Raw genomic sequence first — 23,312 nt, forward strand, 5'->3', positions numbered from 1 at the left:
GCTCAGCCCGAACGGTAGGGTATAGCCATGTCCGCCGAATCCCGCTTCCTCACCCTGCTGCGCCTGCTGGCCAACCACCCTGCCGCGCAGGGGTTGATGGATGATGTCGCGGTCCTGCCAATCGGCGACACCAACCTGATCCTCACCAGCGACACGATGGTGGAGGGGGTCCATTATCTCCCCACCGATCCGCCCGCCGACATTGGCTGGAAACTCGCCGCCGTGAACCTGTCCGACCTTGCGGCCAAGGGCGCGCGCCCGGTCGGTTGCCTGCTCAACTATGCGCTGTCGGGCGACGAAAGCTGGGACGCCGCCTTTCTCGACGGGCTGGGCGAGGCGCTCGACCGGCACGGCCTGCCATTGCTAGGCGGCGATACGGTGAAGATGCCCGACGCCGCGCCGCGCAGCTACAGCCTGACCGCGATCGGCGAGGCGGGCGGCCCCATCCCCACGCGATCGGGCGCGCAGCCGGGCGACATGCTCTATAGCACCGGCCCGGTGGGCGACGCTGGCATTGGCCTCTCCCTCGCCCGTGCCGATCCCACAGCGTCCGGCCCGCTGGTCGACGCCTATCGCCGCCCCCGGCCCCGCCTGTCCGAAGGCGCGCTGATCGCCCCGCTTGCCACCGCGATGATGGACCTGTCGGACGGGCTGCTGATCGACGCACAGCGCATGGCGCAGGCCAGCGGCGTCGCCATCACCATCGACCATATCCCGCTCTCCCCCGCGCTCGAAAGCGTGCGCGGGGCCAGTACCGCCGTCCAGATCGCCGCCGCTCAAGCGGGCGACGATTATGAACTGCTCTTCACCCTGCCGCGCGGCACCACGCCCCCGGTCCGGGCGATCCGCATTGGCCATGTCGGCACCGGCGCGGGCCTTACCCTGATGATCGACGGCGCAACCGTGCCATTACCGGCCATACTTGGCTGGGAACACGGATAGTCCCCCAACCCGCTTGACGCGCGCTGTCGGGCCTGTAGCTTCATCTCACCCTATTCTCAGCCCGGTTGGACCGCTTATGTGCGTGTGCCTGATGCTGATTGACGCGGTGCCAGATGCCGGACCCCACCCGTCCGGCCGCCCGCCGATGCGCCCTTCGTCCGCCCGTCATTCCCTGCGGAGCGGCCGATGAAAGTCATAATTGGGGGAGAGGAACATCTATGCCAATCGTCACCATCGCCATAGGGTGCGGCCTGCTGGCCGTGCTCTACGGCCTGTTCACCAGCCGCCAGGTGCTAAGCGCCCCTGCGGGCAACGCCACCATGCAATCCATAGCGGACGCCATTCAGGAAGGGGCCAAGGCCTATCTCGGCCGCCAATATACCACCATCGCCATTGTCGGCGCGGTCGTCGCGCTGCTGGTATTCTATTTTCTGGGGCTGACATCGGCGGTCGGATTCCTGATCGGCGCGATCCTGTCGGGCGCGGCGGGTTTTATCGGCATGAATATTTCGGTGCGCGCCAATGTCCGCACTGCCGAAGCCTGTCGCGGCACGCTGCAAAGCGGACTGACCGTCGCTTTCCGGGCGGGGGCTATTACGGGCATGCTTGTGGCAGGCCTGGCCCTGCTCGCGATCAGCCTGTTCTTCTGGTATCTGACCGGCCCGGCAGGCCATGCGCCTGACGACCGCCTCGTCATCGACAGCCTCGTCGCGCTGGCGTTCGGCGCATCGCTCATCTCCATCTTCGCGCGTCTTGGCGGCGGCATCTTCACCAAGGCCGCAGACGTCGGCGCGGATCTGGTGGGCAAGGTCGAGGCCGGCATACCGGAGGATGACCCACGCAACCCCGCCGTCATCGCGGACAATGTCGGCGACAATGTCGGCGACTGCGCGGGCATGGCCGCCGACCTGTTCGAAACCTATGTCGTCACCGTCGGCGCGACCATGGTGCTGATCGCGCTGCTGGTCGCGGGCGTCGACAACGCCTTCAAGATGAACCTGATGTCGCTCCCGCTGATCGTGGGCGGCGTGTGCATCATCACCTCCATCATCGGCACCTATTTCGTCCGGCTGGGGGCCAGCCAGTCGATCATGGGCGCGCTCTACAAGGGCTTCTGGGTCACAGCGATCCTCTCCATCCCCGCCATCTATTATGTCACCTGGCGCACGCTGGGCGATATGCACGCCGTGTTCGGCGCGGATCTGGACGGGGTCGGCGGCTATACCGGCATGGACCTGTTCTGGTCGATGATGGTCGGGCTGGCCGTGACCGGGCTGCTCGTGGTCATCACCGAATATTATACCGGCACCAATTATCGCCCGGTCCGTTCGATCGCCAAGGCTTCAGAGACCGGCCACGGCACCAACGTCATTCAGGGGCTGGCCGTCAGCCTGGAATCGACCGCGCTGCCCACGCTGGTGATCGTGGCGGGCATCATCGTCGCGCACCAGCTGGCGGGCCTCATCGGCATCGCCTTTGCCGCCACCGCCATGCTGGCTCTGGCCGGGATGGTCGTGGCACTCGACGCTTACGGCCCTGTCACCGACAATGCGGGCGGGATCGCCGAAATGGCGCATCTGGACGACAGCGTCCGGGTCAAGACCGACGCGCTCGACGCGGTCGGCAACACGACCAAGGCAGTGACGAAGGGCTATGCCATCGGCTCTGCGGGCCTTGCCGCGCTGGTGCTGTTTGGCGCCTATACGGAGGATCTGAAATTCTACAATTCGGCGCTGGGCCTCACCGCCCCGGTCGATTTCAGCCTCTCCAACCCCTATGTCATCGTCGGGCTGCTCTTGGGCGCATTGCTGCCCTATCTGTTCGGGGCGATGGGCATGACGGCCGTGGGTCGAGCGGCGGGTGACGTGGTAAAAGACGTCCGCGCACAATTTGCGGAAAATAAGGGCATTATGGACGGCACCAGCAAGCCCGACTATGCCCGCACGGTCGATCTGGTGACGAAGGCGGCGATCAAGGAAATGATCATCCCTTCGCTCCTGCCTGTCCTTGCGCCGATCATTGTCTATTTCGTCATCGCCGCCGTCGCGGGCGTCTCCAACGGCTTTGCCGCTCTTGGCGCGCTGCTGCTGGGCGTCATCGTATCGGGCCTGTTCGTCGCCATCTCCATGACCAGTGGCGGCGGCGCATGGGACAATGCGAAGAAATATATCGAGGATGGCAACCATGGCGGCAAGGGCAGCGAAGCCCATAAGGCCGCCGTTACCGGCGACACGGTGGGTGATCCCTACAAGGACACCGCCGGGCCAGCGGTCAACCCGATGATCAAGATCACCAACATCGTCGCGCTGCTGCTGCTGGCCGCGCTGGCGCATGGGGGAGTGTAGGCTCCACAACGGACTGAAACGATGACAAAAATATCGTGACGAAGCGCCAACCCCGCCCTATTTCCCAGGGCGGGGTTGATGGTTTTCTGGGGGATAGGAATGAAGGCAGTTTTTGCATGGTTTGTCGGCAGCGCCCTGCCTTTCGCCGCGCTGGCGCAAACCAATGCCACCGTTGCACCGGCCGCGCCTGCTCAACCCGCCTATACGCTCAAGGACTTCGCCGCCCTGCCGCTCATGGACGCACCGGCCTTGTCCCCCAACGGGTTGCACGTCGCCAGCCGCGTCGCGATCGACGGTGAACAGCGGCTTGTCATCGCCGACATTCATGAAGGCCCCGGCCGGATCCGCTCGATGGGATTGGGCGAAAACGACCTCAACTGGTGGCAATGGGTCAATGACGACTGGTTGATTGCTGGCGTAGGTGCTGAAAGCAATATGCAGGGGATGCCCTGGTATATCAGCCGCGTGGTCAGCGTAAAACGCGATGGCAGCAAGATGAACATGCTGGCAAAGAATGTCGCCGCGCAAAATGCCGACGATGTCATCTGGATCGCACGCGACGGCACGCCGCGCATCATGCTGTCATACCAAAGCTCGATATATTCCAACGATCCGGGTTTCTGGCCCAAGGTCGATGAAATCGACGTCAGCACCGGACGGATGCACAATGTCGTCGCGCCCAAGGCTTTTGTAGGCCGCTGGTTTACCGACGCCGCCGGAACGGTCCGCATGGGTGTGGGCTATAATGATTCAACGCGGACGGCGAAACTGCTCTATCGCCCGGACAGAAAATCGTCTTTCCGCACGATCGATCGCGCTGATCGCCGTCGTGACGAATCGCTTGTCTCGCCGCTGCTCTTTACCGCCGATCCGAACAAGGCGATTGCAGAGGATGATCGGGAAGGCACCGATGCTCTCTACGAACTGGACCTCGCCACGCTGGAACTGGGGAAGAAGATTTTTTCCGTTCCGGGCTTTGATATAGGCAGCATATCGGCCGACAGCAGCGGGATGGCGCTGGCCGGGGTCGGCTATACCGCAGACGCGCCATCGGTCCATTGGTTCGACGCCACGCTGGCCAAAATTCAGGCGGATCTGGACAAGGCTGTTCCTGATCGGCGCGCGCGTATCATATCGCTCAGCCGCGACCGGCAAAGGATGATCGTCCATGTCGGCTCTGCCGATCAGCCAGGTGCCTATTATTATTATGATACCAACGCTGGCGCGATGAGCCTCTTGTCCAAGGTCAGCGACCGGTTCAGCACGAAGGCACATCTCGGTCCGGTCAAGACCATTCGCTACAAGGCGCGCGATGGGCTGGAGATCGCTGCCGTCCTGACCCTCCCGGTCGGACCGGCAGTAAAGGATTTGCCGCTCATCCTGATGCCACATGGCGGCCCCTTCGCCCGCGACAGCGAGGATTGGGATTGGTGGGTGCAATTTCTGGCGTGGCGCGGCTATGCTGTGCTGCAACCCAATTATCGCGGGTCGTCGGGCTATGGCACCGCCTTTGCGGAAAAGGGTGAAGGGCAATGGGGCCTGGCCATGCAGGACGACCTGAACGATGCGGTCGACTGGGCGGTCAAACAAGGGATTGCCGACCCCAAGCGCGTCTGCATGGTGGGGGCGTCCTATGGCGGCTATGCAGCGATGCGCGCGGCCCAGCGTGACCCGGCGAAATATCGATGCGCCATCTCCTATGCTGGCGTATCGGACCTGGCGGCGATGATGCGCTATGACAGTCGCTTCCTCAACCATGGCACGCGCAAGGCCTGGCTGAAGGAACAGGCACCCGATTTCGTAGCGGTATCGCCGGTCCATTTCGCCGCACAATTTGCAACGCCGATCCTGCTGATGCACGGCAAGAAAGACCGTCGCGTTCAGGTCAACCAATCACGCGAGATGGCAGAAAAGCTGAAGGCCGCAGGCAAGGTCCAGGGACGCGACTATATCTATGTCGAACAACCGCTGGCCGATCATCATTTTTCCCGCGAGGCGGATCGGGTGGAATTTCTCGAACAGATGGACGCATTTCTCAAAGCCCATAATCCGACGTGACAGTCATTGGCAGCAGCGGCCATGTGGCGTCGGTTTTGATGGGCTTCGCGTTTTAGACTGTGATGACGTTACCCATCGTCTGTCTCACCCCCGCCGCTGCGCCGGGGGTCGCGCAAAGTTTCGCCTGAAATGTGCATATATCGATATGGGCGAAGTTTGCGAAGTTCCGCCCCCGCGCCTATAGCCCCGGCCATGACCGCCGAACCCTTTGCCAGACAGCTGGCCGCGCTGGAATCACGCGGCCGGTTGCGCCGCCTGATCCCCAGGTCGGGCCGTGATTTTGCCTCCAACGACTATCTGGGCCTGTCGGGCGATCCGATCATTGCGGGCGCTGTGGCCGACGCGATCGGGCGCGGCGTGCCGGTCGGGTCGGGCGGGTCGCGCCTGCTGCGCGGCAATGCGCCCGAACATGAAGGGCTGGAGGCGAAGGCCGCCGATTTCTTCCGCACCCAGGCCGCCCTGTTCGTCGCCAATGGCTATGTCGGCAACCTCGCTTTGTTCGCCACCCTGCCCCAGCGCGGCGACCTGATCGTCGCCGATGAACTGATCCACGCCAGCGCCCATGACGGCATCCGCATGAGCAAGGCCGCCGCCGTGTTCGCCCGCCACAACGACGTGCAGAGCTTTGCCGATCTGATCGCCGCTTTCCGCGCCGAAGGGGGCAAGGGCCGCATCTGGATCGCGGTCGAAACCCTCTATTCGATGGACGGCGACATCGCCCCGCTCACCGATCTCGCCAAGTTGGCGGCCAAACATGGCGGGATGCTGATCCTGGACGAAGCCCATGGCACCGGCGTGTTCGGTCCGGGCGGACGTGGCCTGTCTGCGGGGCTAGATGGGCTGCACAATGTCATCACCCTGCACACCTGCGGCAAGGCGATGGGGGTCGAAGGCGCGCTGATCTGCGGCCAGCGCATCCATGTCGACTATCTCATCAACCGCGCCCGCGCCTTCATCTTTTCCACCGCGCCATCGCCGCTGATGGCGGTCGCCGTCTCCGCCGCGCTCGACCGGATCGAGGAAGCGGGCGACCTGCGCGACCGGCTGACGACCCTGCGGCAGGACGCGGCCGAATCCATCTGCGGCCCGCTCGGTCTGCCCGCCCCGCGCAGCCAGATCGTGCCAGTGATCCTGGGTGGCGACGCCCGCACCATGGCCGCCGCCGCCGCCCTGCAGGAAGCTGGCTTCGACGTGCGCGGTATCCGCCCACCGACCGTCCCGCCCGGCACCAGCCGGTTGCGTATCTCGCTGACGCTGAACGTCAGCCGCGCCGACATCGCCGCGCTGGGCCGCGAGCTTGTGCGGATCGTCAAATGACCATCCTCGTCGTCACCGGCACCGACACCGGCATCGGCAAGACCGTGTTCGCCGCTGGCCTGGCCGCGACGCTGGGCGCCCATTACTGGAAGCCGATCCAGGCGGGCATCGATCCTGACGGTGACAAGGAGGAGGTCGCCCGCCTTTCCGACCTGCCCGCCAGCCATATCCTGCCCGAAGCCTATCGCCTGACCACCCCCGCCTCCCCCCATCTCGCCGCGCGGATCGACGGGGTGGAGATCAGCCTCGACCGGCTGGCGCTGCCGCAAGTGGATGGTCCGCTAGTCGTGGAGGGCGCTGGCGGCGTGCTGGTGCCGGTCAGCGAAGCGCTACTGATGGCCGACCTGTTCGCTTATTGGGGCCAGCCGGTTATCCTGTGCGCCCGCACCACACTTGGCACGATCAACCACAGCCTGCTCAGCATCGAAGCCCTGCGCGCCCGCAACGTGCCAGTCGCGGGCATAGCCTTCATCGGCGAGCGCCATGAAGAGAATGAACGGATCATCCCGCAGCTGGCGAAAGTCCCCAGCCTAGGCCGCCTGCCACTGCTCGATCCGCTTGATCCCGCCACGCTGGCCACTGCCTTCGCCACGCATATCCGGCTTTCCGATCCTTTCAACGGCTGATAATATTCGACCAACGACATGGACAGGATTGTTGGACAGGCGTTCAACTCCCCGTCATGCCGGGCGCGCTCCACCGCGCCCACTCAAGCAAGGGATGCTTTGATGAACCACCTCCTCCTGCGCGCCGCCGCCTCCGCCCTGGCGCTGACCGCCGCCATCGCGCACGCGCAACAGCCTGCCACGCCAACCGCTACCGCCCCCGCCAAGCCAACCTATGGCAGCTATGGCTTCGACGCCGCGGGCATGGACCCGTCGGTGAAGGTCGGCGATGATTTCTACCTCCACGCCAACGGCACATGGGCGAAAAACACGCCGATCCCCGCCGACAAGTCCAACTATGGCGCGTTCAATACGCTGGACGAACTGTCACGCACCCGCACCCGCGCGATCCTGGACGCGGCCAAGGGCGACGCCAACAGCAAGATCGGCGCGGCCTATGCCAGCTATCTCGATACCGCCGCGGTCGAGGCGAAGGGGCTGGCCCCGATCAAGCCATGGCTCACCGAGATCAAGGGCGTGAAGGACAAGGGCGGTTACGCGCTCGTCGCCGCCAAGGCCGCACGCAGCGGGATCAGCGGCCCGTTCCGCTTCTATGTCGGGCAGGATGATAAAGACCCCGAAACCTACATCCTCTCGATGAGCCAGAGTGGCCTGGGCCTCCCCGACCGCGACTTTTATCTCGACCAGAAGCCCGAAATGGCCAAGATCCGCGCCGCCTATGTCGCGCATCTGGAGACGATGCTGACGCTGGCGGGCGAAGCTGACGCCAAGGCGCGCGCCGCAGCACTGATGGCGTTCGAAACGGAAATCGCCAAAGTCCACTGGACCCAGATCGACAGCCGCGACGCGGACAAGACCTATAACAAGCTGACGCTCACCGCGCTGCAAAAGGCCGCGCCCGGCTTCGACTTCGCCGCCTATTTCAAGGCCAATGGCCTGACCCCGACCGATCTGCTCGTCGCCCAGCCTTCGGCGATCACCGGGGAAGCCGCCCTGATCGCCAAGGCACCGATCGGCGTACTGAAGGACGCCCTGTTGCTGCGCAGCCTGCACGCCTACGCCGACAAGCTGCCCGACAGCGTCGCCAACGCCGACTTCGCCTTTTACGGCACCACCTTGTCCGGCACGCCGGAGCGCGAGGCGCGCTGGAAGCGCGGCGTCGATTTCCTCAAGGACTCGCTCGGCGAAGAGGTCGGCAAGGCCTATGTCGCGCAATATTTCCCGCCAGAGACCAAGGCGGCGATGGACGTTCTGGTCAAGAATGTGATCGCCGCCATGGGCCGCCGCATCGACGGCCTGCCGTGGATGAGCGACACCGCCAAGGCGCGCGCCCACAAGAAGCTGGCCGCCTTCACCCCCAAGATCGGCTATCCCGACAAGTGGCGCGACTATGCAGGCCTGACCATCCAGCGCGACGATCTGCTGGGCAATGCGATGCGCGCCAGCCAGTTTGATTTCGACTATAATATCGGCAAGCTGGGCAAACCCATCTATCGCTGGGAATGGGGCATGACCCCGATGGAGATCAACGCTTACGCTAATTTCGGCATGGTCGAGATCGTCTTTCCCGCCGCGATCCTGCAACCGCCCTTCTTTGATCCCCATGCCGATCCGGCGGTCAATTATGGCGGCATCGGCGCGGTGATCGGCCATGAACTGAGCCATCATTTCGACGATCAGGGCGCGAAATATGACGAGACCGGCAAGCTCAACCAATGGTGGACCGATGCCGACGTCGCCAATTTCAAGGGACTGACCGACAAGTTGGTCAAGCAATATGACGCCTATGAACCCTTCCCCGGCGCGCATGTGAAGGGTGCGTTCACGCTAGGCGAGAATATCGGCGACCTGGGTGGCCTCGCGGTGGCGCTCGACGCCTATCATGCCTCGCTGGGCGGCAAGCCCGCGCCGGTGATCGACGGCATGACCGGCGACCAGCGCTTTTTCCTGGGCTGGGCGCAGGTATGGCGGCGCAATTATCGCGAGGCGAACCTGCGCCAGCGGCTGGTCACCGATCCGCACGCCCCGTCACAATATCGCGCCGACATCGTGCGCAATTTCGACGCCTGGTATGATGCCTTCAAACCCGCGCCCGACGGCAAGCTGAGCCTGAAACCAGACGAGCGGGTCAAGATCTGGTAAGGAGACAAGACGGGGCGCGTTATCCAACGCGCCCCGTGCCTTAAAGCGCCGCGCTGTTCGCGATCTGGCGGAAGGCGGTGAGGTCACGCGCGAAATAATAAAGCGCAGGCGCTTCATAGGTGGTCATGTAGAGCAGCCTGCCAATCATCGCCGCGCGCGCTTCGCCCAGCCGCCGGACTTCGCTGTCAGGCCGCGTATAGCTGTAGGTGAAGCGCACCCCTGCCGCGCCCGCAAAGCGCGCCGGTTCGACACTGTCGATGCTCATCAGCGGCGTGTTGAGTGCGATCCGGTAGCTGCTTTCCAACAGCGCCGGGATGTCGGTGATCAGCATCGTTCCCGACACTTTGGGCAGCGGTCGGTTGCGCTTGTCCACCTCGCGAAACAGCGTGCGGCCGTCGGGAATGCCGCCGTAGAAGGTAATCTCATTCAAACCGTCGCCATCCAGCGTCCAGCTTTCCGAATTACGCCCCGGCCGCGCGCCCAGCTTGTTCCATTCGCTCGCGGGCGTCACGGCCAGCGCCGATTTCGCCACGAGAATCTTGGCTCCTGGCGCGATCAGGCTGTTACCCGCCTGAACCGGCGACGCCGCCACCAGCAGCGCGACCGTCGCGCCCATCATCCTGATCATCCCCATCCCCTTCATTGTCCGACCAGCGCCCCGATCATCGCAGCATCGGGCGCACCCGGCTTGGCGTCGAGATAGCGCCGCAATGCCGCCTTGCCCGCGTCCAGCTGCTGGCTCCGCAGCAGCGACAGGCCCAACCCGCGCTGCGCTTCCGCCCCGGTAAAACCTCCGTCGATCGCCTGCTGATAAAATTGCGCCGCGCTTACCAGATCACGCGGATTGCCCCGCTGGCGATAGAGTTCGGCACGGGCATAGAGCAGGTCCGGCGTCCAGCCATCCGCCGCCAGTTGCCCCAGCAGATAATCGGTGCCGCCAAAATCGTTGAGCTTGATCTGGTCGGTCAGAAAATCCCCGATGAACGGAGCCAGCGCCGCGCGGTAGGCCGCAGCGCCCGGATCACCGGGATCATTCGCCTTGGCTGCCGCGTCGCGCAAATAGGTGGCGCGGGTCAGTTCGGTCGGGTGGCTGGCGAAGAAACCGGCGCTGTAGCGATGCGCCTTGACCTTGCGCTTGCGCCCGGCGGCGGTCGCGTCCGCCTCCGCCATCAGCCGCTCCCAGACCGGCGCAGCGCTGGCGGCGGGGTAAGGTGACTGCGCCAGATAGGCAAGGCCAAGCAGGTCGGCTTCGGTTTCCTGCCCGCGACTGAATGAATAAAAACCACCGATCGCGCTGGTCGCCATCGACGAATAGAGCGTGGCTGACAGCAAGGCCGTCCAGGTCAACAAATCACCCAGCCCCCGCGCCCGCTTGAACCCTTCCAGCGTATGGCGTTGCTCGAAATGCCCAAATTCATGGCCCAGCACCGCGCCCAGTTCCGCCTCATTGCGCACACGCAGCAACAGGCCGGACCAGACCGTCATCATCCCGTTGGGATACATGGTGGCGTTGAAGATGGGCAGACGCTGGATATAGAGCCGGGTCGACTGGCAGCGATCCTGACCCACCGTCCGGCACAATATCCCCCGCACATAGGCGTTGAGCGCCGGGTCGCGCAGGACGAAGGGCGAATCGCGCATCTGCCGTTCGGCTTCATCCGCCTGCATCCACATGCCGCGCTCATCCACGCCGGTCGGTTCATAGGCGGGCGTATAGGGCGGAAGTGGCGCAGCGGCGGTCAGCGCAAAAGCTATTCCCGACAGGACAGCAAGCCGCTTCATTGCCCTGCCGCTGACGCGACGGGTCGCCCCGGAAAGCCCTCGAACAACTGCGCGACCCGTTTTTGCGCGCCTTCTTCGGTCCGCACGTCACCGCCCATTTGCAGGTCCGCATTGAGCCACACCAGGTCGCCGGTCCTGATATCGACCAGTCCGGCGAAACCCTTATGCACGCCCGATGTTATGCCAACGCCGCCCAAGGCCGCCAGCAGTTGCACAGCTTTCCGGCCAGCCGATCCAAACTGATCGTCTGTCGTCACGAACAATGCATAGTCGGCCCCCTTCAGCCCCGGCAGGCTGGCAACGCCCGGTCCCAGCGTCCAGCTGAACTGGCCCTTGCGCTTCTTGGTCGGCAGGCGGTTGCCGGGGAAGAACTGATAGACGATCACGCTGTCCGCCAGCGTCGTGAACAGCGCCTGATATTCAGCCAGCGCGCTGGCGTCCGCGCCGACAGGCTCGACCAGATCGACGACGCTGTTGCCCAACTGCCCCTGCACCGACCCGATCGCACGGCCCAGCATATCGCGCGCCTGAAGCGTCCAGTCCGCGTTTGGTTCGAACAGGCCGCCGGTCGATTGTTCGCCGACCCGGATCGACGGACGCATCAGCACGATCCGTGCCGTGCCGGGGGTCAGGGTAAAGCCGGGCTTGTTGCCTGTCTTTTCCTGCGCCGCTGTCGGCAAGGCAGTCGTCAGCAACGCGACCGCCACCAAGCTCTTGAAAAATCCCCGCATATGCCCCCCGGCTTGACTCCCCTTGGCGGAATCATGGCGGTTTCAGCCTTACCTTGTCAATTGCCGCCAACCCGATAAAGCCGCCTCATGACCTCCCCCGTCTGGCATCCCTTCACCCAGCATGGCCTGAACGAGCCGATCCCCCATGTCGTGCGCGCCGATGGGGCATTGCTGCATCTGGCCGATGGCAGCACATTGATCGACGGGATTTCAAGCTGGTGGGTGACGACGCATGGCCATTGCCATCCGCGCATCGCCGCCGCCATTGCGCAGCAGGCGGGCCAGCTCGATCAGCTGATCTTTGCCGGTTACACCCATGACCCAGCCGAAACGGTGGCGCGTGGGCTGATCGACATCGCACCCCATGCGCCCGGTTGCGACCCGCTTGCCCACGTCTTTTTCTCCGACAGCGGATCGACGGCGGTAGAGGTCGCGCTCAAAATGGCGCTAGGTTACTGGCATAATCTGGCGCTGGACGGACTGGCAGAAGCGCGCAGCCGCATCCTGGTGCTGGAACATGGCTATCATGGCGACACGATCGGCACGATGTCGGTGGGCGAGCGTGGCGTTTATAATGCCGCCTGGACGCCGCTTTTGTTCGATGTCGGCACCATCCCCTTTCCTGCGCCGGGGTGCGAACAGGCCTGCCTTGATGCGCTGGACGCCGCCTGCCGCGACAAGCCCGCCGCCTTCATCGTCGAGCCGCTGATATTGGGCGCGGGCGGGATGCTGCTCTACCCCCCGCATGTCCTGCGCGAGATGGCGGCGATCTGCCGTCGCCAGGACGTACTGTTCATCGCCGATGAAGTGATGACCGGCTGGGGCCGCACCGGCACGCTGTTCGCCTGCGAGCAGGCAGGCGTGGTGCCGGACATCATGGCCGTAGCCAAGGGCATTACCGGCGGCGCTATCCCGCTCGCCGCGACGCTGGCGACGGCGCGGATTTTCGAGGCGCACCGGTCGACCGACCGCGCCCGGCTCTTCTATCATTCGTCCAGCTACACCGCCAACGCCATCGCCTGCGCTGCTGCCGTCGCCAATCTCGCCATCTGGCGCGAGGAGGATGTGCGCGGGCGAATCGCCGCACTTGCCGATGGAATTGCCACGCGACTCGCAACCCTCGCGCAGCACCCCGCCTTCGCCCATCCCCGCCAATTGGGCACGATCGCGGCGATCGACATCGTCACGGCCGACGCTGGCTATCTGTCCGATCTTGCGCCACGGCTGCGCGCTTTCTTCCTGCAACATGGCCTCTTGCTGCGGCCGTTGGGCAACACCATCTATCTGATGCCGCCCTATTGCATCGACGCGCAGCAGCTTGATTGCGTCTTTGCCGCGCTCGTCGCAGCGGGCGATCATTTCAGCGCATGAAGCCGCCTTTCATTTTGGATGAATTGGCGCTATGGCGGCGCGATTTTTTGAATTCGGGATATTATGGCCAAAGAAGAACTGCTTGAAATGCGCGGACAGGTTGTGGAGCTTCTCCCCAACGCCATGTTTCGCGTCCGGCTTGAGAATGATCATGAGATCCTCGGCCATACCGCTGGTAAAATGCGCAAGAATCGCATCCGCGTCCTCGTGGGGGACGAGGTGCTGGTCGAACTGACGCCCTACGACCTGACCAAGGGTCGGATCACCTACCGCTTCAAATAAGCCAACGGGTGTCAGGCCCGATGCGGCTCATTCTTGCTTCCGCTTCCCCCCGGCGCCTGGCGCTGCTGGGGCAGATCGGCGTTGCGCCCGATACCGTGGACCCGGCCGATTGCGACGAAACCCCGCGCAAGGGCGAATTGCCCTCCGTCTATGCCGCGCGGGTCGCGGCGGACAAGGCGGCGATTGTCGCCGCGCGCCATCCGGGCGCACTGATCCTGTCGGGCGACACCGTCGTTGCGGCGGGTCGGCGCATATTGCCCAAGGCGGAGACGGAGGAGGAGGCACGCACCTGCCTCACTTTGCTGTCGGGGCGGCGGCATCGCGTGCTGAGCGCGATCACGTTGATCGACGCCGCAGGCAAGGCGCGGCATCGCCTGTCCACCAACATCGTCACCTTCAAGCCGCTGGAGCGCAGCGAGATCGACCGCTATATTGCCAGCGACGAATGGCGGGGCAAGGCGGGCGGCTATGCCATACAGGGGCGGGCCGCTGGCCTGATCCGCGCGATCCAAGGCAGCCACAGCGCGATCATGGGCCTGCCGCTTTATGAAACCCGCACGCTGTTGAAGGCGGCGGGCTATACAATCGATTAGGAACTGACATGGCCGAATGGCTTTACGAAGAAGGCATTGGCGAAGCCCGCGCCGCGCTGGTGGAAAAGGGCCGCCTGGTCGAGGCGCTGATCGAGCGCGAGACCGGTGGCGTGCGCGCAGGAGCCGTTGCGCAGGGTCGCCTGACCCAGACGCTGATCCCCAAAAAGCGCGGCGTCGTGCGGCTGATCAGCCAGGAAGAAGTGCTGATTGAGCCGCTGCCGCCGCGCACGTCCGAAGGATCGACCGTGCTGGTCGAAATATTGCGCGAAGCAATCCCCGAAGAGGGCCGCCCCAAACGCGCCAAGGGCCGCATCGCCCAGCCCGGCAGCAAGCCCCATGCCGGGCCAAGCCTGCTGCAACGGCTGCGCGCCACCGGCACCCCGGTCGTCCCCTGCCCCGCGCATGAGGAGGACCGGCTGGAGGCGGTCGGCTGGACCGAGTTGATGGAAGAGGCGATCAGCGGCGATGTTGGCACCGAAGCCGCCGCCCTGCGCCTCTATGTGACCCCGGCCATGCTGCTGATCGACGTCGACGGATCGCTACCGCCGGCCCAGCTTGGTCCCAAGGGTGCCAAGATCGCGGCGCAGACGATTCGTCGCATGGGGCTGTCGGGGTCGATCGGCATCGACCTGCCGACCATGAACAACAAGGATGAGCGGATGATCGCGGCGGCGCAGATCGACAAATATCTGCCGCTTCCCTTCGAGCGCACTGCGGTCAACGGCTTCGGCTTCCTCCAGATCATCCGCAAGCGCGAGCGGGCCAACCTCATCGAATTGCTGCGCGCCGATCCGGTCGAAACGGCAGCGCTGGCGCTGCTGCGCCGGGCGGAGCGGCACGGCAATGGCGGCCCGGCGACGCTGACGGCCGCACCGGCGATCATCGACCTGCTCTATCGCAAGAGTGACTGGATCGAACAACTGGCCAAGCGGCGCGGCGGCGCGATCACCCTGACGGCCGATGCGACGCTGGCGCTGGGGGCGGGCCATGTCGCCTAAAGCCGCCGCCTGCCCGGTCTGTCGCCAGCCCGCAAAGCCGGAAACCCGCCCCTTTTGCAGCCCCGCCTGCCGCGACCGCGACCTGTTGCAATGGCTGGGCGAGGGCTATCGCGTACCCGGTCCGCCAGCGGAAGAAGGGATGCAAAAAAGCAGCGATTATGGGCTAGACAGCGACGCGGATTGACGACTATAGGCACGCTTCCATCGGGCGGAGCCATCCGCAGTTGGCTGTGCCTGGATAGCTCAGTTGGTAGAGCAAGCGATTGAAAATCGCTGTGTCGGCGGTTCGAATCCGTCTCCGGGCACCATTTTTTCCTCATCCTGATCATGTCACCCACAGTCAATCTGGCAGCGGGCGATTGCGCTGATCGTGCGGCAGCTTTAGCCTTTGGGGCTTCACCCCTCTCTGCCGCGAGTGTTCGTCTGTCGATGCGTCTGTTTGCCCGTTGCCTTGCCATCCTGTCAGCCCTGCTTTCGTCCAGCTTTGCCCATGCGGCGCCTGCGAACCGACCGACGCCCGGCTATATCCGGGTGGCGATCGAAACGTCGGTGGGGACGATCATCGTGGCGCTCGACACCAGGCGCGCGCCGCGGACGTCGGCCAATTTCCTGACCTATGTGGACGACGGGCGGTTCGACGGTGTGACCTTCTATCGCGCGGCGCGGCGCAGGAGCGATCCGAAACAAGGGCTGATCCAGGGTGGGATCGATATGGATGTGCGGCGATCGCTGCCGCCCGTCGTGCATGAGCCGACCAGCCAGACCGGCATCCGCCATCTCGACGCCACCCTCTCGATGGCGCGACCCAACCGGACCAATTCGGCGATGGGCAATTTCTTTATCACCATTGGCGCGACCCCGACGATGGACGCGCGTGAGGGGTCCATCGGCTATGCCGCTTTCGGCCATGTCGTGGGCGGGATGGCGGTCGTGAAAAAGATATTGGCGGTGCCGACCTGTTGCGGAACGGGTCCGATGCGAGGACAGATGATCGTCAAACCTGTCCAGATCCTGCGGGCGCGGCGGATGGATGGGACGGCAAAACCGACGCGCGGGGTCAAGCCATGGTTGATCGGGTTGAAAAGGCCGACAGTGAGATAGACATAGGTAACGCAATATTGCGCAGGAGGTCGGGATGGCGGGGCGGATCAGGATCGGCATTGGCGGCTGGGTATTTGAGCCCTGGCGCGGGACTTTCTATCCGGCCGGGCTGCGGCAGAAGGATGAACTGGCCTATGTCGGGCAACATCTGACCGCGACCGAGATCAACGCGACCTATTATAGCACGCAGAAACCGGCGACTTTTGCGGGTTGGGCGAAGGCGGTGCCGGACGGTTTCCAGTTTGCGGTCAAGGCGTCACGCTATTGCACCAATCGCAGGGTGCTGGGGGAAGCTGGCGAGTCGGTCGCCAAGTTTGTCGGACAGGGGATCGCCGAGTTGGGCGACCGGCTGGGGCCGATCTTGTGGCAATTCATGCCGACCAAGGCATTTGATCCCGACGATTTCGGTGCGTTCCTGAAGCTGTTGCCGGCCAGTGTCGATGGCGTGCCGCTGCGCCACGCGCTGGAGGTGCGGCACGCCAGTTTCGACGATCCCGTCTTTCTGGCGATGGCGCGGGAGGCTGGTGCCGCGGTGGTGCTGGCCGATCATGACACCTATCCCGCAATTCAGGGCGCGGACGTCGGGTTTTCCTACATGCGGCTGATGCAGGCGCAGGAGGAAGAGGCGACCGGCTATGGCGCGACGGCGCTGGCGGACTGGGCGGCACGGCTGCGGACGCAGGCGGCGGCGGGCGATGCCTATGCCTTCTTCATCAGTGGCGCGAAGGTGCGCAACCCAGCCGCGGCGCTGGCATTGAGTGCGGCAATATAATCACAGTCTGTTGCATTTGTTGCAATCGGTGCGCCGCGCTTTGCGATTGTTACAATAGCATGACGGGCGCATAGGCCCGGTCCGCCCGACTTGGGCGGCAATGAATGACCATATTGGAGTTATATATGCGACAGGCTTTTCAGGGCGCTGCGCTGGTGGTTGCGGTCGGCGTGCAGATGCTGACCTTCTATTCGGTGCTTTACGCCTGAGCGCAATCCGCGCTCATCTCTACGCCGACTCGTCGGGATATTAAAAAGCCGCCCATGGCCTATGCCGGGGCGGCTCTTTTATTATAAGCTGACTTTGGACGATCTTGCCGTCGGTTTACCCTTCCGCGAGCCAGCCTGCGAGCAGATAGGCCACAACGCCGACCGGGCCGAGTGCGCACAGCGTCAGCAGGACGGTGGCGACGCGGATCAGAGTGACGTCCAGTCCGGTGCGGTTGGACAAGCCCGCGCACACGCCCATGATCTTGCCGTGGCGACGGTCGAGGGTGAAGCTGTTGTTCATGAGTCTGGCCTTCTGATTTTGGGATTTTGGGGAAAAGTGCGGGTCGATCAGGCGATCGGCAGGACCGGCACCGCGGCACCGACGAACAGGCTGGCGACGATGAACGCGCCGACAAGAGCGACGGCGGCACTGTGGAACTTGGCGATGGACATGGTAGAAACTCCCTGATTTTTGGCTGGCCGGGCGATCCGGCCTTGATGCCCAACAGGATTGCAGGAGCCATGCCAGTTTTGCTTTTCCGCAGAAATTCGCGACTTTCAGCGGCGAAAGAGCGAAACATGCGTGTGGAAGTTTCTGCGTGTTGGGAAAATTCACCGTTTATCGGGATAATTTCCAAGGGTGCAGCATGAGTGGCGCTTTGCTGTTCGTCTATGGCACATTGCGGGCCGGTTTCGATGGGTCGATGGCGCGATGGCTGCGCGGCGTGGCGCCTGTCTTGGGACGGGCGACGGCGCGCGGTGCGCTGTATCGGGTCGATGCTTATCCGGGCTTCGTGCCGGGTGATGAAGGGGTAGTGACGGGCGATCTGTTTGCCCTAGCCGATCCGGCTACATTGCTGGCGCGGCTGGACGAATATGAGGAATGCGCCGCATATTTCCCGGAGCCGCATGAATATCGGCGCGCAATGGTGACGGTGCTGGGGGCCGACGGACCGGTCGAGGCCTGGACCTATATCTATGCGCGCGATGTGGCAGAGTTGAAGCGGATTGAGGGTGGGGATTTTTTTGGTGAGTGAATGGCCTTGGAGGCAAACTACCCCGTTCGTCGTTCGTCCTGAGTAGCCATTGAGCGAAGTCGAAATGGCGTATCGAAGGATCACACGCAGCGCATAATGCTTCGATACGGGCCTTCGGTTTCGCTCAGTCCCTACTCAGCACGAACGGCGTTTTTTTATTTCTGCTTCATCGCCTGGACCGCCGCCAGCGTGGTTTTGACATGTTCGGCGTAATTCATTTCCGAATGGACGAAGGCGATGCGCCCGGACGGGGCGATGACGTAGGAGGTGCGGTCGGTCATGCCGGGGCGCATCTTGAGCGCGACGTCATAGCCCGATACGATGCCCGGCCCGGCGGAGGCGACGGCGAATTTGCCCGCACATTCCTTGGTCGAGAAGGCGACCAGATCATCGACCGGGTCGGCCGACATGCCGATGACGGTTGCGCCAGCCGCCTTGAACTTGTCGATATTGTCGGCAAATTCGCGCGCTTCGGCCGAGCAGCCGGGCGTAAACGCCTTGGGGAAGAAATAGAGGACGACCGGGCCGCGCTTCAACTGATGCGACAGGGTCAGGGTGAAGGTCTTTCCCGCCTGCGCCCCGCGCGTGGTGAAATCGGGCGCCTTGGCACCAATGGCAAGGGCGGCCATAGCCCCGCTCGATCCCAGCAAGGTGGCAGCGGCGGCGAGCAACAGGGAGAGACGCTTCATCATCAGGCTCCTTAAAATCACGGTCAGGCGGCGGGCGCGGGCGGCTCCCACAATTCGATGGCATTGCCTTCGGGATCATGAATACGGGCAAAACGTCCGATATCGGGATGATCCCATTCGGGATTAGTGATGACGGCAATGTCGGCGTTCCGCAAGCCGGTCAGATGGGAATCGAGGTCGGACACGCGCAGATTGATCATGAACGCCTTGTCCGCGGCAAAATAGTCGCTGTCGGCCTTGAACGCGGAAAATACCATCGGCCCGCCCAATGTCCGCCAGGTCCATTCGTCGGGCTTGGCGTCGGGATCGGACACGCAACCCGCGCCAACGCCCAGATGGGTGCGATACCATGCGTTCAGCGCGTCGGGATCACGCGCGCGAAAAAATAATCCGCCCATTCCCAGCACCGACATGACATGCTCTCCCTCTTTCACATCGGCGGAGAGAATAGCATGGCGACGACAGTCGGTCACGATCAGGGACAGGAACCGCGGGACAGCTCGCCGGTTCTGTTATGATGCGCCATGCCCTTGCCCTGCTACCGCTGATCGCCCTTGCCGCCTGCGACAAGCCTGCCGAAAAGCCGGAGGTGCAGCCCGGCGTGGTGACGAATATCAGTGACCGGACGGAGCGCGCGCCGGATGTGCCGCCACCAGTCAACGCCACGGTGCCAACGGGGTCGCCCGTACCGGCTGTGCGGGCATCCGGTCTGATCCCTGCTGCCTTGCAGGGTCGCTGGACCGGCGTGACAGACAAGTGCAGTGACCGGATGGCCGATCTGGAGCTGAATATCCTGCCGGACCAGTTGGTCTTTCATGAAAGCGTTGGCACGGTCGAGGCGGTGACGCCGGGGGATGATGGCCAATTGTCGGTCAAGGCCGCCTTCACTGGCGAGGGCCAAAGCTGGACGCGCACGCTGGCGCTGCGCCCCGCGGCCGATGGCGCGACGCTGACGATTATCAATGATGGGACGGCAGTGACGCGCAAGCGCTGCTAAACGCTTTCCCGCGCGCGCCGACCCGGCTACAGCCGGGCGATGATCGGCCGCCTGACCTTGAGCGATTTCCGCAATCATGCGGATGCGCTGATCGTACCCGATCATGGTTTCATCCTGCTGACCGGCGATAATGGCGCGGGCAAGACCAATATATTGGAGGCGGTGTCGATGCTGGCGCCCGGACGGGGGCTACGCGGCGCGGCGTTGCGGGCGATGGCGCGGCAGGACGGACCGGGCGGTTTTGGCATTGCGGCGGAGGTGGATGGCGCGGTGCTCGGCACCGGGGTTGCCGCCGCTACGCCCGATCGGCGGCAGGTGCGGATCGGCGGGGTGGCATCGTCCGCCAATGCGCTGGCCGACCATCTGTCGATCGTCTGGCTGACCCCGGCGATGGACCGGCTGTTTCTCGACAGCCCCGGCGGGCGGCGGCGCTTTCTGGATCGGCTGACGCTGGCGCTGCACCCGGCCCATGCCGCGCACAGCGCGCGTTATGATGCAGCGATGCGCGCGCGCAACCGGCTGCTGTCCGATCCGCGCCGGGCCGATCCGGCGTGGCTATCCGCGCTGGAAGCGCAGATGGGCGAACATGGCGCGGCGCTGGTGGCGGCGCGCAGCGATCTGGTCGCGCGGCTGAACCTGGCGCTGGCGGGGCAGTCTGACGCGCCCTTTGCCCGACCGCTGGTAACGATAGAAAGCGAGGAGGATGACAGCGATTTGCCGCTTGCCGAGCGGCTCGGGCGGGAAAGACGGCGCGATGCAGCGGCGGGGCGCACCTTGTCCGGGCCGCACCGGCATGACCTGTCGGTGATCCACATTGCCAAGAACCAGCCCGCCGCGCTCTGTTCGACTGGCGAGCAGAAGGCGCTGCTGCTCTCGATCCTGCTGGCTCACGCTGCACTGGTGGCCGAGCATCGCGGCCAGCCGCCGGTGTTGTTGCTCGACGAAGTGGCGGCGCATCTTGACCCGTCGCGACGGGCCGCCCTGTTCGACCGATTGGGGGAAACAGGCGGGCAAGTGTGGATGACCGGAACAGAATCCAGTCTTTTCAACGAATTATCGTCGGCCACTCGACTGACGGTAACGGGTGGCCACGTTTTTCGTTCCGCGACATAACCCGCCCCCGCAACGACTCGTCGCCCGGCGCTTTTCAACCCGCCGTTGGTCTGCCCTAAAGCCTCTCAACGGGGCAAAAGCCTGAAACAAGGTCGGGGTCGCATTCGCATGATCAGTGGTTTTCAACGGCTTATCGCCGCTGCTCTTTGTGCGCTATCCTTCCTGATCGTTTCGCCTGCGACCGCAGGCGTGCTGCAATGCGCACCCTTCGCCCGTCAAGTGTCCGGCATCCAGCTGCACGGCAACGCCAACACCTGGTGGAACCAGGCGCAGGGCCGCTATGATCGCGGCCATGAACCGCGCGTCGGCGCTGTCCTATCCTTCGCCTCCAGCCGCGCCATGCCGGTCGGCCATGTCGCCATGGTCAGCAAGGTGGTTAGCCAGCGCGAAGTGCTGCTGACCCATGCCAACTGGTCCTATCGCGGCGGCATTGAGCGCAATGTCCGCGCCGTCGACGTGTCGGCTAACAACGACTGGTCCGACGTGCGCGTATGGTATGGCCCGATCGGCAATCTGGGGCTGCGCTCCAACCCGGCCAACGGCTTCATCTATGCCGACCAGCCCAAGACCATCGACCAGCCGGTCCAGGTCGCCATGGCCGATGCCAGCGTAACCGGCGCTGCCCGTTCGGCTTTCTAAACGGCTTAACCGCTTCATAACAGGTCAGGAACTAGGATCGATCCCGGTGGGGCGATTCTCAGGGTTTCGAGATCGCATATGGTTCGACAGTTTCGCTGGGCGGCGGTGTGCCTGCTGTCCGGTCTGAGCGCTGCACCCCTATGGGGTGCGACGGCGCTGCAATGCGTCCCCTATGCGCGCATCGTGTCGGGGGTAGAGATTCGCGGCGATGCGCTGACCTGGTGGGACCAGGCGGCGGCGCACTATAAGCGCGGGCAAAAGCCGAAAAAGGGCGCGGTGCTGGCCTTTCGTCCGGCTGGACCCATGACATTAGGGCATGTCGCGGTGGTCAGTCGCGTGCTGGATGACCGGCGCGTGCTGATCCGCCATGCCAACTGGTCGGTGCCGGGCGCGATCGAGGAAGATGTGCTGGCGATCGACGTGTCGGATGCGGGCGACTGGAGCCAGGTGCGGGTGTGGCATAGCCCCACGGGGCAGATGGGCGCGCGCACCAACCCGACCTTCGGCTTCATTTATCCGGCCAAGGCGAAGCTGCATGACTTCACGCCCGACCCCGCCTTGGGCAGCAGCGTGCGCTTTGCCCGTGTCGATCGCGATCAATGGGACGAGGTGCAAGTGCCCGCCGCGATGGCGACGCGACGTGCCGCGCCGCAAATGGCGCAGGTCAAGGCGAACGGACGCAAGCCCGCGCCACGGCTGGAGGCCGATCCCTTCATCGTCGAATATGCCGACAATGCCCCGTCGCAGCGCACGCTGAGCGCGATCATCGCCGATGTGAAGCGGGAAACGATGCTGAACTGATCGACGCCACTGCGCCGATGCCGATCATTCGGCGTCGGCGGGCTTTTCTTCGGATTCTGCCGGCGGAGTCTGGAACCAGGCTTCGACCGGGCCGCTCAGCTTGATCGTCAGCGGGTTGCCATGGCGATCGCGGGTCTTGCCGGCGGCGACGCGGATCCAGCCTTCGGAAATCGAATATTCCTCGACATCATTGCGCTCACGCCCCTTGAAGCGGATGCCGATGCCGCGTTGCAGCACGTCCATGTTGAAATGGGGGCTGCGCGGGTTGGTGGACAGATGATCGGGGGGCGTGTCGCTCATGGTCAGATATTTCCTGCAAGGTTGCGCCGCGCCTAGCCGTTTGCCCGTCCTGCTGCAACCCGCCTCCGGTCGGCGGCGGGTTGCAGGCTGGTCATGCGATCAACGACAGATGCGCACGCGCACGTCACGGTCGCGATAATGGTCATAGCGCCATTCGGTCCAGCAGCGCTGGCGATAGCCGCGATAACGCCAGTCGCGCCGGTCGCCGCGCCAATGGCGGCGATTGTCCCAGCGCCTGTTATCCCAGCGGCCATTATTCCAGTGATGGCCACGATCGCCGCGCCAGCCATCGCGATAGCCGCCATAATATTGCGCCTGCGCCGGGGCTGCCAGGCTGAGGCCCGCTATAGTCAGGCTGAGTGCCGCGGCACCTTTCCAGATGATGTTCATGTCGCTCTCTCCTCACATGCCCCGCCGCTCCAGAGGCAGGACCATGAGGGGGACAATGGCCCAAGCCGACTGAACCG

At 64.1% G+C, this 23,312-nt stretch carries 26 protein-coding genes and 1 tRNA gene; 19 read left to right on the plus strand and 8 right to left on the minus strand.

The window, feature by feature from the left end; all coding sequences use genetic code 11:
- Window positions 1–27 precede the first annotated feature (27 nt).
- From thiL to ACODR8_RS09915, 6 genes are all read left to right on the plus strand, one after another.
- The gene (gene thiL / locus ACODR8_RS09890) at window positions 28–942 is read left to right on the plus strand and encodes a thiamine-phosphate kinase (RefSeq protein WP_489007076.1); all 915 of its coding nucleotides are present in this window, start codon (window positions 28–30) and stop codon (window positions 940–942) included.
- A gap of 218 nt (window positions 943–1,160) precedes the next feature.
- Entirely contained in the window at window positions 1,161–3,287 is a 2,127-nt protein-coding gene (locus tag ACODR8_RS09895; RefSeq protein ID WP_489007077.1) for a sodium-translocating pyrophosphatase, read from the plus strand.
- 99 nt (window positions 3,288–3,386) lie between these two features.
- Window positions 3,387–5,345 (plus strand): alpha/beta hydrolase family protein, encoded by a 1,959-nt coding sequence (locus ACODR8_RS09900; RefSeq protein WP_489007078.1) that lies wholly within the window; start codon window positions 3,387–3,389, stop codon window positions 5,343–5,345.
- A gap of 192 nt (window positions 5,346–5,537) precedes the next feature.
- A complete protein-coding gene (locus tag ACODR8_RS09905) occupies window positions 5,538–6,662 on the plus strand; it encodes an 8-amino-7-oxononanoate synthase (protein ID WP_489007079.1) in 1,125 nt (374 codons plus the stop codon).
- Window positions 6,659–7,288 (plus strand): dethiobiotin synthase, encoded by a 630-nt coding sequence (gene bioD, locus ACODR8_RS09910; protein WP_489007080.1) that lies wholly within the window; start codon window positions 6,659–6,661, stop codon window positions 7,286–7,288. The genes ACODR8_RS09905 and bioD overlap by 4 nt, the downstream gene beginning before the upstream one ends.
- A gap of 102 nt (window positions 7,289–7,390) precedes the next feature.
- The gene (locus tag ACODR8_RS09915) at window positions 7,391–9,430 is read left to right on the plus strand and encodes a M13 family metallopeptidase (RefSeq protein WP_489007081.1); all 2,040 of its coding nucleotides are present in this window, start codon (window positions 7,391–7,393) and stop codon (window positions 9,428–9,430) included.
- A gap of 40 nt (window positions 9,431–9,470) precedes the next feature.
- On the opposite strand, the gene ACODR8_RS09920 is transcribed toward ACODR8_RS09915, so the two are convergent.
- The 3 genes from ACODR8_RS09920 to ACODR8_RS09930 are packed head-to-tail and all read right to left on the minus strand — an operon-like array spanning window position 9,471 to window position 11,943.
- Entirely contained in the window at window positions 9,471–10,058 is a 588-nt protein-coding gene (locus ACODR8_RS09920; protein WP_489007082.1) for a hypothetical protein, read from the minus strand.
- An 11-nt stretch (window positions 10,059–10,069) separates the two neighbouring features.
- Window positions 10,070–11,212, minus strand: coding sequence for a M48 family metalloprotease (locus tag ACODR8_RS09925; protein ID WP_489007083.1), 1,143 nt, complete (start codon window positions 11,210–11,212; stop codon window positions 10,070–10,072).
- Window positions 11,209–11,943, minus strand: a complete 735-nt coding sequence (locus ACODR8_RS09930; protein WP_489007084.1) for a hypothetical protein — start codon at window positions 11,941–11,943, stop codon at window positions 11,209–11,211. The genes ACODR8_RS09925 and ACODR8_RS09930 overlap by 4 nt, the downstream gene beginning before the upstream one ends.
- Before the next feature lie 87 nt (window positions 11,944–12,030).
- Here ACODR8_RS09930 and ACODR8_RS09935 point away from each other — a divergent pair, with 87 nt between their 5' ends.
- The 8 genes from ACODR8_RS09935 (at window position 12,031) to ACODR8_RS09970 (ending at window position 17,060) form a co-directional block, all read left to right on the plus strand.
- Complete coding sequence (locus ACODR8_RS09935) at window positions 12,031–13,314, plus strand: adenosylmethionine--8-amino-7-oxononanoate transaminase (RefSeq protein ID WP_489007085.1); 1,284 nt, start codon at window positions 12,031–12,033, stop codon at window positions 13,312–13,314.
- A 63-nt stretch (window positions 13,315–13,377) separates the two neighbouring features.
- A complete protein-coding gene (infA, locus tag ACODR8_RS09940) occupies window positions 13,378–13,596 on the plus strand; it encodes a translation initiation factor IF-1 (protein ID WP_003049127.1) in 219 nt (72 codons plus the stop codon).
- Between the two features lie 20 nt (window positions 13,597–13,616).
- Window positions 13,617–14,189 (plus strand): Maf family protein, encoded by a 573-nt coding sequence (locus ACODR8_RS09945; RefSeq protein ID WP_489007086.1) that lies wholly within the window; start codon window positions 13,617–13,619, stop codon window positions 14,187–14,189.
- A gap of 8 nt (window positions 14,190–14,197) precedes the next feature.
- Entirely contained in the window at window positions 14,198–15,187 is a 990-nt protein-coding gene (locus ACODR8_RS09950) for a ribonuclease (RefSeq protein ID WP_217674252.1), read from the plus strand.
- Entirely contained in the window at window positions 15,177–15,371 is a 195-nt protein-coding gene (locus ACODR8_RS09955) for a DNA gyrase inhibitor YacG (protein WP_217674251.1), read from the plus strand. Before ACODR8_RS09950 ends, ACODR8_RS09955 begins: the two co-directional genes overlap by 11 nt.
- A 48-nt stretch (window positions 15,372–15,419) precedes the next feature.
- Window positions 15,420–15,495 (plus strand) — tRNA-Phe (locus ACODR8_RS09960).
- Window positions 15,496–15,616: 121 nt separating this feature from the next.
- Entirely contained in the window at window positions 15,617–16,288 is a 672-nt protein-coding gene (locus tag ACODR8_RS09965; protein ID WP_489007087.1) for a peptidylprolyl isomerase, read from the plus strand.
- Between the two features lie 34 nt (window positions 16,289–16,322).
- A complete protein-coding gene (locus tag ACODR8_RS09970) occupies window positions 16,323–17,060 on the plus strand; it encodes a DUF72 domain-containing protein (RefSeq protein WP_489007088.1) in 738 nt (245 codons plus the stop codon).
- A gap of 324 nt (window positions 17,061–17,384) precedes the next feature.
- Here ACODR8_RS09970 and ACODR8_RS09975 read toward each other — a convergent pair whose 3' ends face one another.
- Complete coding sequence (locus tag ACODR8_RS09975) at window positions 17,385–17,570, minus strand: PspC domain-containing protein (protein ID WP_217674220.1); 186 nt, start codon at window positions 17,568–17,570, stop codon at window positions 17,385–17,387.
- 346 nt (window positions 17,571–17,916) lie between these two features.
- Here ACODR8_RS09975 and ACODR8_RS09980 point away from each other — a divergent pair, with 346 nt between their 5' ends.
- The gene (locus tag ACODR8_RS09980) at window positions 17,917–18,306 is read left to right on the plus strand and encodes a gamma-glutamylcyclotransferase family protein (protein ID WP_489007089.1); all 390 of its coding nucleotides are present in this window, start codon (window positions 17,917–17,919) and stop codon (window positions 18,304–18,306) included.
- A gap of 155 nt (window positions 18,307–18,461) precedes the next feature.
- Here ACODR8_RS09980 and ACODR8_RS09985 read toward each other — a convergent pair whose 3' ends face one another.
- Both ACODR8_RS09985 and ACODR8_RS09990 read right to left on the minus strand, forming a co-directional pair.
- Complete coding sequence (locus tag ACODR8_RS09985; protein ID WP_119750065.1) at window positions 18,462–18,995, minus strand: peroxiredoxin; 534 nt, start codon at window positions 18,993–18,995, stop codon at window positions 18,462–18,464.
- 23 nt (window positions 18,996–19,018) lie between these two features.
- Window positions 19,019–19,408, minus strand: coding sequence for a VOC family protein (locus ACODR8_RS09990; protein ID WP_489007152.1), 390 nt, complete (start codon window positions 19,406–19,408; stop codon window positions 19,019–19,021).
- A 104-nt stretch (window positions 19,409–19,512) separates the two neighbouring features.
- Here ACODR8_RS09990 and ACODR8_RS09995 point away from each other — a divergent pair, with 104 nt between their 5' ends.
- The 4 genes from ACODR8_RS09995 to ACODR8_RS10010 all read left to right on the plus strand — a co-directional run bounded on the left by ACODR8_RS09995 (window position 19,513) and on the right by ACODR8_RS10010 (window position 22,545).
- The gene (locus ACODR8_RS09995) at window positions 19,513–19,992 is read left to right on the plus strand and encodes a hypothetical protein (RefSeq protein ID WP_489007153.1); all 480 of its coding nucleotides are present in this window, start codon (window positions 19,513–19,515) and stop codon (window positions 19,990–19,992) included.
- Between the two features lie 39 nt (window positions 19,993–20,031).
- Window positions 20,032–21,105, plus strand: a complete 1,074-nt coding sequence (gene recF, locus ACODR8_RS10000) for a DNA replication/repair protein RecF (RefSeq protein ID WP_489007090.1) — start codon at window positions 20,032–20,034, stop codon at window positions 21,103–21,105.
- A gap of 108 nt (window positions 21,106–21,213) precedes the next feature.
- Window positions 21,214–21,744: a CHAP domain-containing protein gene (locus ACODR8_RS10005; protein ID WP_294137053.1), complete on the plus strand. Its 531-nt coding sequence runs from the start codon at window positions 21,214–21,216 to the stop codon at window positions 21,742–21,744.
- Between the two features lie 78 nt (window positions 21,745–21,822).
- A complete protein-coding gene (locus ACODR8_RS10010) occupies window positions 21,823–22,545 on the plus strand; it encodes a CHAP domain-containing protein (protein ID WP_489007091.1) in 723 nt (240 codons plus the stop codon).
- A 24-nt stretch (window positions 22,546–22,569) separates the two neighbouring features.
- Here the strand turns inward: ACODR8_RS10010 and ACODR8_RS10015 are convergent, their stop codons facing one another.
- Together ACODR8_RS10015 and ACODR8_RS10020 are read right to left on the minus strand one after the other, a co-directional pair.
- On the minus strand, window positions 22,570–22,845 hold the full coding sequence (locus tag ACODR8_RS10015; RefSeq protein WP_489007092.1) for a DUF3297 family protein: 276 nt from the start codon (window positions 22,843–22,845) through the stop codon (window positions 22,570–22,572).
- A 99-nt stretch (window positions 22,846–22,944) separates the two neighbouring features.
- Window positions 22,945–23,235 (minus strand): hypothetical protein, encoded by a 291-nt coding sequence (locus ACODR8_RS10020; RefSeq protein WP_489007093.1) that lies wholly within the window; start codon window positions 23,233–23,235, stop codon window positions 22,945–22,947.
- Window positions 23,236–23,312: the final 77 nt, after the last annotated feature.

This window comes from Sphingobium sp. FG58 (assembly GCF_057809055.1).